Source organism: Nostoc linckia z4 (genome assembly GCF_002608075.1).
In the GTDB taxonomy this organism is placed as follows: domain Bacteria; phylum Cyanobacteriota; class Cyanobacteriia; order Cyanobacteriales; family Nostocaceae; genus Nostoc; species Nostoc linckia.
The window spans coordinates 1-11,988 of record NZ_LAHA01000111.1 but is presented as its reverse complement, the minus strand read 5'-3'; the positions used below and the strand labels follow the sequence as shown (position 1 = coordinate 11,988).

The window sequence follows — 11,988 nt, the reverse complement described above, 5'->3', positions numbered from 1 at the left end:
GTTTTGATGTCAGATATCAAAACCTTTACTAATTGGGAATCCTACCTTTTTTTGTCCCAAAAAACGATTCATATTTATATTGAGAATAAAAATAAAATTTTACCAGTATTAGTACTGTTTGTAATGTTATAAATATTTATAGCGTACTGAAGCAAATTTTTAGCGATCGCTTGTTTTTCTCCGACCTCACGAAATCGCGTTGCTCCCTAGTAGGATTGGTTTTCAGTCCTCATCATCAATTTATATCCCGTTTTCAACCCATTCATTTGTCAACTGCTTCCTTAATTACTTTAGGCATTTATTTTTCGATTTCTCAAAGTACTGGTGTTTCTTCATTGTCGTCAAATAGTTTAAAAGGAAGAGTTAGTACAATAGATTACTTAACACATCCTTATTCACCAAAATTGAGTGCTTTTTTAGCAACAATTCGTTGGGCGGAAACAGGAACCAGTGAGTCAGAAAGTTATCGCAAGTTAGTATTTAACGGAACTTTTAATGATTTTTCTACGCACCCGTTAAAGAAACAGTGCGCTCCTATTAATGGTAAAAATGTTTGTTCGACTGCGGCTGGTGCTTATCAAATGTTGGATATAAGTTGGTATGACCTTCGGCTAAAGTTAAACTTAAAAGATTTTAGTCCAGCCTCTCAGGACAAGATGGCAATTGAATATATTCGTCGTAATAATGCTTTAAGTGACATTGAAGCAGGAAGGTTTGATACTGCTGTATGCAAAGTAGGTAGAATTTGGGCCAGTTTTATTTGCAACTCGTACAATCAAAACCCAAAATCTTTAGAAGAGTTACGTAATTATTATCAAAAAATGTTGGTAGTTTATGGAAGTCAAAAATAGGGTAAAGGTTTGTGCCATTTACGTTTTAACTTAGGTACATTAACTTCAGATAGTATTTTCCATAATTCTATTCCTCGTTTTCCTGCTACATGATATCGATAAGCTTTTGAATTCATGCTTTGTTTGGGTTTAGCACATTTGTAGTGATTATTAGGAACCCAAATATCAAACCAGTTTTTTACCCAATTGAGTACTTCTATTGTTCCTGTGAGGTCTATTTCTATGCTATTAACTTTTCCTTTGACTTTGAATAAGTTTACGCCACCATCCCCATCTATTAATCCGATAATGAATGCTTTTATCAATTGCTCATTATCTAGAACAGGAGGTTTAAGAGTCAAAGATTTATTTGGTGTAATATTAAATATGCTAATTAAATCATCACATATTTGTTTACTGTTTATTCTCAATCTAAAGGCTTTACCATTAGTGTAGGTTTTCCCAAACGGATATTGATGTTTTTGATTAGAATTATGCATTTCGGCTATTTGATGATCGCATTCAAGTAAATCCTTTAATGTTTTTAAATGCTCTAAATCTTGTTCCTGTAGTCCAACTTCTAAAATATAACCATGACTTGAATAATTTATGCATCCATCAGCTGCTAAAAATCCTGCCCAATAGCAATTTTCTAAATTTGGAGTGCTAAAATAATTATGATTAACTGTGTACGACTCAAGTTTTCTTAATTTCATTGCTTGAGCTTTAGCTCTTACCCCTGCTTCGTCTCTACCTAATTTTTTTCCTATGACCTCATAAGTTTTAGTTAAATAGTTATCTTTGAGGTATTGTATTTCATCTTGTGTCCATCTATGGCGTTGTTTTAGGTTAAGTCTTTGTGCTTTAGCGTGAATTGCGGGAAGAGTTCTATGAGGCATGAACTGAGATTGTATCAACTTTGGTGATAGCTCAGAGTAAAGTTGGTGTAATATTTCTTCTTCCTCGACAGTCCATTGTGGTTCAAGTGTTAATCCTAGTAACCTCAGTTTTCCTTTTACTGATTGTCTACTTCTATATGGAAAATATTCCTGATGTATTTCATCAATATTTGAGCATTTTGTAACTAATTCTGCAAGAAGTTGTTCTTCTTCTGCATTCCACCTATTCCAATTTTTCATAGTCAATTTTTTAGTCCTTAACTCAATTTTATCATCCTAATAATTGAGAAAAGCCATGTTAGAAATGTACAATACTGAAATTCAAAAACAACAGCTTTGGACTGCAATTGTACAGGCCAAACAAGATGGTTTGAGCAATGAAGAGATTATAGAGAATATACGGGAAGCTTTACCGGACGCAATGGTTTTTTATGCTGAAACTGTTTTAAAGCAGATTGACTTTAGAACAAAATTATCACGTCCAGTTGTTGAATTTAATTTGGAATTTTTATTTCAGGTAATATATGAATCAGTAATTGCAGGTACAAACGATGATGAAATATTATCAATATGTGCAGAACACTGTACTTTAAATCAGTACGAGTTTGTACGTTATGCACTTGAGTATATCCATCTCAATCGAATGCCCTCACAGTGGGAGCAAAATAACGTGTATCAAAAAATGATTGAGATAGTTAGCCTCTCGCCAATTGAATCTTTATTTGAATATATAGAATCAATCAAAAATATTTATCTCAAGCAGATTGGTTATAAAGTAGTTCAGGAGAATCTTTATAATTTATTTTTGAGCAATAAAGGAACTGGTTATTTTACTGATTTAGCAAATAAAGCGAGAGATAACTTTATTAAAAACTATTGCTGTCGAACGGCAGTGCTTGTTGCGCGTGCCACAGGTAAACCATTAGATTTAAAAGCAACAGGTAATGGCTCAATTCTTTTAAAAGAACCTAAATATTTGGATAGTGAAATTGCTAATAATGAGATTGTTAGCTCAAATATTTTAACTATGGGACAAGCAGGAAAACTATTAGTTGATACTTTAGAAGATTTTAATATTAATGCTAAGTATGTTGATGCCAAAAATGGCCCTACTTTTAACCGTATTAGGGTAAAACTGGGACGAGGTGTTAGTTATAAAAAAGTAGAAGATATCGGTAATGACTTAGTACAGCAGCTTGGTGAAGAATTAGGCTTAAAAGTTGCGCCAATGGTGAGTGTAGTGCCTGGGGGAGTTGTATTTGACATACCCAGGTTAGACAGACAATTTGCTTATTTCCGTGATTACTTTACTTTTGAGGGCGAACCTGACATTTATTCGGTGTCTATCCCCGGTGGTGTTGATGTTGATGGCACCTATGTTGAAATTCCCCTTTATAGCGATAACGTGACTCATATCCTGGGTGGTGGGCGGACGCGGGGTGGAAAGTCGCAGTTTGAGAAAGCCGCAATCTTATACTTAGTGCGACGATATCCCCCTTCTGTTGTTCGATTGGCACTTTCAGATGTTAAACGTGTGACCTTTGGTAAATTTGATGGACTTCCCCATCTTATTGCCCCAGTTGCGCGTGATGCAGAGTCTACCGCTAACTTGCTTGATTACTTGGTCGAAGAAATGGAATTGCGCTACCAGGAATTTGAGCGCCACAGCAGCATTGAAACGATCGCACAGTACAATTCACGGTTCGCACCTGATTGCATCATGCCACGAGTGATTTGTCTGATTGACGAATGTTTCGATCTACTTTCCGATGATAACTATTGCGATCGCATTGAGACTGCGCTGATGAAGTTGCTTGCAAAAGCGGGTGGTGCAGGGATTCATGTATTGTTATATACTCAACGACCTGACAAAAATGTGATAGATCCGTTGATTCGCTCAAACTTTCCAGCAAAGACAGCCTTTGTTACAACCCGTCCTGAAGATAGTTGTATTATCCTGGGGGACGATAAAGACAAGCGTGCAGTTTATTTGCTGGGGTACGGTGATTTCTTGTACAAGACGACTGAAGTTTTACGACTCCAAGCTTTATATGTTGCTGACGATGAAGACCCTGAATACTTCCAGCAATTACTCTTGGAAGCAAAAAACCAGAACGATCCTTATACAGCATGGAAATCTGGGTTAGACTTTGATGAATTTGTCGCTAGTCTGTATGGCGAGAGTAGTAGTCATGATAATGGTAAATCTAAAGCCACTACTGCTACTAAAACTAAGCAGTCTAAGACTGATTTTGAGGGCAGTTTTAGTTTTAAGGTGCAGCTTGACGAAGAAGCAAGAAACTCAATTATGAATTTGCATCAAAAGGGCTATCAACTTGATGAAATTGTCAAAGCAGTATTCAATTTATCCCGTCAAGATGGTAGGTCATACAAAAAATTTAGAAACGTTGTCGAAGAATTTTTAAATAACCTTAAAGGTGGTGGTGAAGATGATATTTGAACTAACCATGCCTTTACCCCCTTGTATGAACGAAATTATTAACCAGGCACGGTCAAGTTGGCAAGCAAGTGCTGAACTTAAGAAGTACTGGACAAACTTAATTGGTGAATTTGTTAGAGAATGTGAATTTTGTTTAGATAGTACAGTGTGGATTGAGTTCCATTGGTATCTCAAAAATTTTGCACGAGATAGTGATAATGTAGCTGCTGCCGCTAAATTTATTATGGATGGGCTAGTTACAGGGCGAGCAATTCGTAACGATAACCTGACAGTTATCCAATCACCTGTTGTACATTACTATCATCGCAGTAGTGGTGATGATGGTGTGCTGTTAAGACTTTCACAATCACCTGATTTTTTATTAGATAATTTTATTGTATCTAACCAATTTTCTAGAAACAGTTTAGAAAGATACAATCAAAAAATCACACATTTAATCTCAAACCAATTGTAGTTTATCTAAAGGATAATAGTAATGTTACGTTATAAAGAATATACTTGGTTGATTGGCAAACTAAATGCAGGCAAGAATATTAATTTATGGGGTAAACAGGATATTGGCAAGACTTTTACTGTTAAAAACTGTTTACTTAAAGATATTACTTTAAAGTCTGTCTATCTCAATCTTGAATATCCTTTTAGTGTGGCTCATCTCTTTGATGTTATTCCTATAAGTTTTGATTTGTACTACCAGCAGGATTGGCAAAATATAATAAGCGTATTATCTGATGGATTAAATAGACTACTTGTGATTGATAATTTTGATAGGTTGCACTTTGTTAGCGATAGTTTTAGCAATGATTTATTGAGATTACAACAGTTGGCTAAACTAGAGAATTTTTCTTTACTATTAATATCTCGGATGCCGCTAAGATGTTTTCATTTTACGGGTTTTGCTAACTGTTTTGAAGAATTGGAATTAAACGAAACTAATACTTGGACTTTTCGAAAGTAGATATGTTATTTCTATATATTGTGATTTGGTGATATTTCAGTTCGGTTAGATTGTTGTTTTAAGCAACAAAGCAAGTTCGACTCTTGCTATCACCATTGGGAATGAAACTACTACTGAGACTGAAAATTAATGAGTACATATCTATTAAATAGTTGTGGAATTGTTAATAGAGTAAGGGGTAGGTTAGTAGTGTAGTTCTCAGCAAATCCCAATTTGTGCCGGGGCGAGAGTAATTAAAAACCTTGTGACCTGCATTTTGGAGGGATAAATTATGTTGAAGAAGTTTGCGTTTAATGGCTTGAGAAACCTTAATGCTGCTTTTGGAATAGTGTCTTTAACTGCTATTGCTTTAGGCACTGTAGCAACTTTTTCTGGTTTGGGCTTATTGTACTTAGCTAGGGGCGGATTCCCAATAGTTGAGAAAGAACGCTCCGAACAAATTGCCTACATTGGCACTGGTGCTATTGTATTGGGCTTTACCGGATTTATTTTTGCTTCCTTGGGCGGTGCTTTCTTAAGCGCTGTTGAAGAATCGGAGGAAACTAATTCGAGTAGAGAAACTGCAAAAATAGCTGACATAAAACCGCTTGTATTAGCAAAAACTGAGAACTCTGAAAAATCTGATTGTCTGCCTTTAATTTACACTTACAAGGTGATGAATTTTGAAAGACATCCTGATTCAAAGTGCTTGGTTATTTGTAGGTTTGAGGAAGAACCATATCGGAAATTCGTACTTTACGAAGAACTACGTTTTCACCAAATTGACGACTTGGCAGTAATCTATGATGAAACCGATCCAGACAGATTAATTGGACAAACATTCTCCTCATATCAGCCTTTACCTTATGAAGCTTTGGAGGAGCATTTAGATATACACCGACGCTATATTAATGCAGTTAATAGCGAAGAATTTAGTTCTTGCTATTTACAAGTATGTGCTGGGTGTAATGTAAGTTACTGCATGGTGCCAATAATATTGTTTGTGGGATTCATCCATATGGATGGTTTGAAAATGGTTGCTGTCCAGATAAACAATGGGATGAACGTAAGGCGTTGTTTCCATTTGAAGATGATGCTGTTGTCGAAAATTTAAATAGAGAAATATCGTCCAATCAAGCGAATATTTACAAATTTTACGGCAATCTTATCTTGTCGGATGAATACGCTAACCGTAGGTTTTCTTTTTCCTATTCCGGTATCTTGCTTAAACATTCTGACAGACTGCTTGAGCTTGGTATGGAAGCAACACTTCTTTCTTACATCCAGTATTTCCGTACTCGAAATGTAGTGGTCTTTGACTACGTAGCATCAGGACGAGTTTTAGAGTTTGCAAAGGAACTTGAGGGCATAGCTCAAATCGAAGTTGATGGTGATGAAATATCTATCTTTTTTGATATATATGCGCCCTGTCATCGCTTTCGTTGTGATGGTGTATCGCTGCATCCTTACTCAACTTTCGTTCCTCAAGAACTCAGATATAACTACAACTTGGTTAGCTACGTTAACTACCTTAAGAGTAAAAAATCTGGAGTGTTGAGATGAATAAGGAATTTCTAAAAGCTGCGAGTCCAAGTCGGAAAAATCGAATTTTTGCAATTTCTGTATCTTGAACTGGTAATTTCTCCAATTCAACATCTGCAAATTTTGGAAAATTTAGTTCATCTAATTGCTTAAAAAGGCAATTTATCCTCCTTCCTCCTGCTATTGGTTGGGATACGTATAAAAGCTTTCACTCAGTACGGGGGTTTCCCCCGCTACTGGGTGGTAAGTCGCTATAACGCCGCCCATCAGTAATTCATGGAGAAACCACATTATGTCTGCTTTTGCAATATCGCCTTTTGTGCAATCTGTTAACGATGTTTTGTTTCCAATCGAGTTGTTTTTGATGGTTTTCCCAATCTTCTATGTGATATTTGTCCCTGCTCAATCAGTATCACTTCAGGTTAGTAATAGCGTTGGGGTGATTTTTAAAGAGTTGCCGGTTTTGGAAACTCATGGGAATTTGACTGGTGTTGGTGCTGTTTCTGTTCTGGAAGAATTATCCAAACCAGAATCTTCCATTATTGAAACTGCGCCGCCAGTTGTTGAAACTGGGGTTACGGATGAAGCTAGACAGCTTGTGCTAGTAGACGTTAAGGAAGAAAGGAAGAAGCTTTTGGATTTAGGTGCGCGGAAGCTGCGACAGTTCTGCAAAGAACGCCGAATTCAAGGCTATTCTACCGTCTACAACCGTAAAAAACTCGATGGACTCGTTGACTTTCTGATCGCGCAACAAGTGACCTCTGCTCAAGTGGTCGAGTGTGTGGAAATGCTTGCTTAGAATTAAAATTTGGTGAAAAGCCTCGGTAAAAACTGGGATTGCAAAACTATTCCCTTGGGATAGGATAATACTTGCTTGATGACTCTTTCTATTAAGGTTGAGCTTCTAAAATGCGTCCTATACTTCTTGGCGATAGTGTTGGTAAACCTCTCCTAGCGGCTTCTTCTGCTACCTGCATATGGTAGTGGTGCTTTGAGCGACTAGGTTTTCGGTTCTTGCTCCATTCGCTGATTTCGACAATTTTGCTTGCCTCTGTACTTTTGCACTTCTTAGGTCTGCCTACGTTGACACCCAATACTTCATTAGCTTTTGCGATCGCCGACTCCTGGGTTTCTGACAAGATGGTACTTGATGTCCATCTTTTCTTCCACTTTGCTATTGAGTTTTCGGTTACACCAATCTCTTGGGCTAAAGCTACATATTTTTTGCCTTCGTTTAGCCCTAGCAGAATTTTCGCTCTTTTGCTAACTTCATCGCTGCTCGTTGCCGCTATGTGTTCTAGTGCTTGTTTTTCAAGAGAATTTAATATCTGAAGATGAGGCATCTAAAAATTTACCCCTCTTTACTGTACAATTTTGCCAAATGGAATGAAGCCTGAGATACTCTTTTTGTAGCGTTCATTTTTTCTAAAAACCCACCCAAAGCCCTGTTTGCACCAGGGCTTTGAGGAGAAAACAAGCCCACCTGTTAGTAAAACAAGGCGGAACATTGTTTTGTCAATTTAATTAACTAGAGACATCATATCATGAGTTTAACCAGTTTTACAAACCTTTCTTTAGGTAGATGTATTTTTCCCAAAAATAACATCATAAAATCTCTCTTCAATCGCGCTGGTTTTAAATGGGTCAATAATAATATTTCTCTCCTGGAAAAATTTTATTTAAGAGATTGTTTGATAAGTAATTGTTCATTATTTACATAAGTTAATTATTTTTTAATAATATTACTTCACTGTAGAAAGTGCCATAAGTTCTGCTGCTTAAGTTTTCCTGCTTTCTGCTTAAGCTTTTCAAAATTGAACTTATCTTTTTTAGGCAATTTGTGACCCGGAGTATCAATATGTCTGAGGTGCATAGTCCGGCAATTACATATATTTCTCCTACGGAGTTGGTTGTTCATCCGAAGCTGATAGAAATATACGGTGAAAATGAGGTTCGTCCCGCTTTAGAAAAAAGTATCTCGGAAAAAGGGATTCTGGAATCTTTAAAGGTATCTGCACGCACTGGTGTAAATGTTGTCTTGGCAGGTAAGTGCCGCTTGCAGATAGCCCGCCAGTTGGGAATTTCTGCTGTGAAGGTGGAATTTGTCGAGTCTAGTTCGCCTGAAGAAGATTTGAAATTAGTGCTTGATTTTAATCTTCATCGAGAAGGAGGAAAGACTCATTACCAAAAATTTCACGAGGGGCAGTACTGGGAGAGCGTACTTCGTCCCCAAGCGAAAGAAAGACAACGGGAAAGTGCCCGTCGTTTGAATGAAACGAAGTATTCAAATTTGAACACTTCGATAGATGAGAATCAATTTCAATTAAAGAAAGGTAAACCTGTGATTCAGGAGGTTTCAGAGAATCTAAGGATAAGCGTTGGTAGTTATCACAAGGGTAAAAAAGTATTTGAATATATTTCTCAATTAAGGGAACTGCAAAAATTTAAGGCAGTTGTGGCACTGGAGGCGGAATTTAACCGGAGTATTGATGCAGCTTACAAGTTTGTTTGCAATCAAGATATCTGTGACCAGGTTATAGACCTGATTGAAGCAGATGAGATAGGTAGTATAAGTGATGGTATCGCTTGGATGCGGAATGGCGAACGCAATCCGTTTCGGCGTTTCCAACTTGGTCAAGTATATCAATTTAAGAAAAGACTGCGGCCAGAGTTGGAAATCGTGGGGCGTGTTATTGGTATAACTAATGAATTTGTTGTGTTTGGATTGAGGAATTTAGTAAATATGAACCTAGAAATCGTGAATCTACGTCCGCGACAGATTGATGCAGAGTTGCAAGATGAACCATCTGCTGAACAGAGAAAAAGAATACTTCACTTAATGGAAAAGTTTAGGGATGTTTTTCCAGTTCAGGTATCTTTAGCTGAATTATTAAAACTACCAAATTTAACTGATAAAGAGGAGGTTTTATTGCGGATGTATGAATCTGACGTATTTGAAAAAACTTGGGAGGACTATAAGAGCCAAATGCAAGCAATGGAAATGTCTACAAATAGAAAAAAGGATAATATTCGTGCTGCATAGGTAGCTGTGAGCAGTTAATCTAGCAGAGAATTTATCCCAAAATTTAACATTACCTAATAGATTAGCATCTCAATACTGATTGCAGTACGAGTTCATATTTTGGGTGCCGAACTCGTATGGATATATTTGACTGTTTTTTGTTTTTAAATTCGTTGGTGGAGTGTAATTTCATCTTCACCCATTGTACTAACCTCTGTCAGCTTTTGGTGACACTTTTAGGTGTTACTAGCTTTGTATTCTTATTCCAAAACTATTTTCTAGATTTAGTCACAACTTCGTTAGAACTGACGTATTTAAATAGCTCTCAAAAAAAAGTTGGGTAGCCGCATTGTTGTTGGTGAAGCGTGTTGGACTAAATCTTAGCCTAAGCCTACGTATGTCTAAGCCTAAACAAGTATAACCTCTGTTTGCTTTCAACCATGAGACGATTACCAGTCGCCTCCAACAAGCGGATAACCAACCGCTTCTTAATAAAACAAAAATTTCAAATTTAGGCTAACACATTTTGACCAACAGCGAGGCTACCTGATGCACTAAAACCATCAGGACAGTCACTCATGTTCCAAGAAGATTTCGGGGCAGATGTTGATAACAGGCCCCAATTAAGTCTTTCACAGCCTGCAAAAAAGAAAATCAAACCCCATCTACCCGCAGAATCATTGGGTAAACGCTACGTAGAGCGTTTTTGGCATCCATTTGGGGCGATAGTTGCCCCTTCTTTAGTAGAAGGTGCAAAACCAGCATGGCGCACTATCGATTATTACCTGCAACCTTCCCAACTGTGGAAGCTGCACCAAGATAAGTCAAAATTAGTAGGTCTGCGTTTTGACAACACAACCCGTTACGCCACAATCGATTTAGACTTCTTTGGCGACTACCATAACATTGAATCTATAAGTCGCATCAAAGCCGCACTAGAGGACATTGGCATAGTCGATATCGTCATTCTCCAGTCCAGCTTTAGTGGTGGTTATCACTTGATTTTAAACTTTGCATCTCCCCTGCCTACCTTTGCCGTAGCTTGCGCCTTAGAAATTACCTTGAGAAATGCAGGCTTTATCCTGCGCCAAGGACACCTAGAAATCTTCCCCAACACTAAACCATATAGTGCCAAACAAATAACCAACTACAAAGCCATCCGTTGTCCCATGCAACCGGATAGTGGGTCATTTTTACTTGATGATGACCTACAACCAATTAGCGATTCCGTTTCTATCTTCCTCGATTATTGCGATCGCGCGGCCAGTCGGCAAGATTTAACCAAATTAAAACGGGTAGCGAACAAAGCCAAAAAACAAATTGCACAGGAGAGATATCGTAAGCAAGAGTCTGCTGATGCTGCACAGTGGCGTGCCAACTGGGAAGAAACAATTGCGATCGGTTGGACAGGACAAGGACAAACAAACACCCTCCTACAAATCTTTGCAGGCTACGGAATTGTCTTTCTAGACTTAAGAGGCAATAAATTAGTCGAATTTTGCGTCTCCACCGCAATCAACGCCCCTGGCTATAAGCAATATTGCCGACACCAACATGAAATCGAAGCTAGAGTACGGCATTGGGTAGAATGCACAATTCGTAACAAATGGTACAGTGCCTACGTTAGTTATCCCGAACGGCTGTTGGGTACATTCGCCAACACATTTGCAGAAGCCATAGCAGGTGTTAGCAGGATCGATCAACCTAAAGATAACGTAATTCCATTTGACCGTCGCCTCCAGCAGAACTGGGAACGTAGCCAACAAGCCCAAAGACGCATCCAGATAGTAGTAACAGCAATAGAGTGGGATAGTGGGTTACCAGCAGGGGCTACTGAACGGGCAAAAGCTATACGTGCTGAGTATAAACGTCGCTTTAACAAAACTATTTCCCAAGAGACTCTACAAAAGCACTTACATTTGTGGCATCCCACACGCTACATTTTAGACCCTTGGGCAGAAAATAGCTCAAACCCTTATCAATCAAGTGAGAACGGGCAACTTTACGAATTTCAAAGCTCATTTGTAAAACACGATACTCAAAATCCTTGTGGAATAAGTAATTACGTTCCAATACTGCTCGGTTAAGGGAAAATAGATAGTGGAATAAATCATAATTTGTTCGCGTGTGTCTTACGAGAACAAAAACAGCTAAAAACGTTGCTTGTACCTGAAGGCACTCTCGAAAAATTTAATTGTCAATTGCTGAGAAGATTTTTAACCTGTTGAATTATAAATTCAGAATGAACAATTTACGGTATCGCCCAAATAATAGATGTATTCAACTTGCTTGACTAAAAA

Annotated in this window: 11 protein-coding genes; 9 read left to right on the top strand and 2 right to left on the bottom strand. The window is 37.8% G+C overall.

Annotation, left to right across the window (positions count from 1 at the left end; genetic code table 11):
* Positions 1-146: 146 nt before the first annotated feature.
* Positions 147-851 (top strand): glycoside hydrolase family 24 protein, encoded by a 705-nt coding sequence (locus VF06_RS38070; RefSeq protein WP_244918249.1) that lies wholly within the window; start codon positions 147-149, stop codon positions 849-851.
* Here VF06_RS38070 and VF06_RS38065 read toward each other — a convergent pair.
* Entirely contained in the window at positions 842-1,969 is a 1,128-nt protein-coding gene (locus VF06_RS38065; RefSeq protein WP_099072525.1) for a hypothetical protein, read from the bottom strand. The two genes, VF06_RS38070 and VF06_RS38065, sit on opposite strands and share 10 nt — an antisense overlap.
* Positions 1,970-2,024: 55 nt before the next feature.
* Between VF06_RS38065 and VF06_RS38060 the strand changes: the two genes are divergently transcribed.
* The 6 genes from VF06_RS38060 (at position 2,025) to VF06_RS38040 (ending at position 7,465) form a co-directional block, all read left to right on the top strand.
* Entirely contained in the window at positions 2,025-4,190 is a 2,166-nt protein-coding gene (locus VF06_RS38060) for a DNA translocase FtsK (protein ID WP_099072526.1), read from the top strand.
* Entirely contained in the window at positions 4,180-4,644 is a 465-nt protein-coding gene (locus VF06_RS38055; RefSeq protein WP_099072527.1) for a RusA family crossover junction endodeoxyribonuclease, read from the top strand. The genes VF06_RS38060 and VF06_RS38055 overlap by 11 nt, the downstream gene beginning before the upstream one ends.
* Before the next feature lie 21 nt (positions 4,645-4,665).
* Positions 4,666-5,145: a hypothetical protein gene (locus tag VF06_RS38050; protein ID WP_099072528.1), complete on the top strand. Its 480-nt coding sequence runs from the start codon at positions 4,666-4,668 to the stop codon at positions 5,143-5,145.
* 271 nt (positions 5,146-5,416) lie between these two features.
* Positions 5,417-6,238, top strand: coding sequence for a hypothetical protein (locus VF06_RS43295; protein ID WP_244918248.1), 822 nt, complete (start codon positions 5,417-5,419; stop codon positions 6,236-6,238).
* Positions 6,239-6,381: 143 nt separating this feature from the next.
* The gene (locus tag VF06_RS43290) at positions 6,382-6,687 is read left to right on the top strand and encodes a hypothetical protein (RefSeq protein WP_244918247.1); all 306 of its coding nucleotides are present in this window, start codon (positions 6,382-6,384) and stop codon (positions 6,685-6,687) included.
* A gap of 271 nt (positions 6,688-6,958) precedes the next feature.
* Positions 6,959-7,465: a hypothetical protein gene (locus VF06_RS38040; RefSeq protein WP_099072529.1), complete on the top strand. Its 507-nt coding sequence runs from the start codon at positions 6,959-6,961 to the stop codon at positions 7,463-7,465.
* A gap of 91 nt (positions 7,466-7,556) precedes the next feature.
* Here the strand turns inward: VF06_RS38040 and VF06_RS38035 are convergent, their stop codons facing one another.
* Positions 7,557-8,009: a helix-turn-helix domain-containing protein gene (locus VF06_RS38035; protein ID WP_045873776.1), complete on the bottom strand. Its 453-nt coding sequence runs from the start codon at positions 8,007-8,009 to the stop codon at positions 7,557-7,559.
* A gap of 515 nt (positions 8,010-8,524) precedes the next feature.
* Here VF06_RS38035 and VF06_RS38030 point away from each other — a divergent pair.
* Both VF06_RS38030 and VF06_RS38025 read left to right on the top strand, forming a co-directional pair.
* Positions 8,525-9,709: a ParB N-terminal domain-containing protein gene (locus tag VF06_RS38030; RefSeq protein ID WP_099072530.1), complete on the top strand. Its 1,185-nt coding sequence runs from the start codon at positions 8,525-8,527 to the stop codon at positions 9,707-9,709.
* Positions 9,710-10,266: 557 nt separating this feature from the next.
* Complete coding sequence (locus VF06_RS38025) at positions 10,267-11,775, top strand: hypothetical protein (protein ID WP_244918246.1); 1,509 nt, start codon at positions 10,267-10,269, stop codon at positions 11,773-11,775.
* The last annotated feature ends 213 nt before the right edge of the window (positions 11,776-11,988 follow it).

Coding starts and splice junctions, on each gene's coding strand:
- VF06_RS38065 (WP_099072525.1), bottom strand. CDS start 1,969: ATGAAAAATTGGAATAGGTGGAATGCAGAAGAAGAACAACTTCTTGCA.
- VF06_RS38060 (WP_099072526.1), top strand. CDS start 2,025: ATGTTAGAAATGTACAATACTGAAATTCAAAAACAACAGCTTTGGACT.
- VF06_RS38055 (WP_099072527.1), top strand. CDS start 4,180: ATGATATTTGAACTAACCATGCCTTTACCCCCTTGTATGAACGAAATT.
- VF06_RS38050 (WP_099072528.1), top strand. CDS start 4,666: ATGTTACGTTATAAAGAATATACTTGGTTGATTGGCAAACTAAATGCA.
- VF06_RS43295 (WP_244918248.1), top strand. CDS start 5,417: ATGTTGAAGAAGTTTGCGTTTAATGGCTTGAGAAACCTTAATGCTGCT.
- VF06_RS43290 (WP_244918247.1), top strand. CDS start 6,382: ATGGAAGCAACACTTCTTTCTTACATCCAGTATTTCCGTACTCGAAAT.
- VF06_RS38040 (WP_099072529.1), top strand. CDS start 6,959: ATGTCTGCTTTTGCAATATCGCCTTTTGTGCAATCTGTTAACGATGTT.
- VF06_RS38035 (WP_045873776.1), bottom strand. CDS start 8,009: ATGCCTCATCTTCAGATATTAAATTCTCTTGAAAAACAAGCACTAGAA.
- VF06_RS38030 (WP_099072530.1), top strand. CDS start 8,525: ATGTCTGAGGTGCATAGTCCGGCAATTACATATATTTCTCCTACGGAG.
- VF06_RS38025 (WP_244918246.1), top strand. CDS start 10,267: ATGTTCCAAGAAGATTTCGGGGCAGATGTTGATAACAGGCCCCAATTA.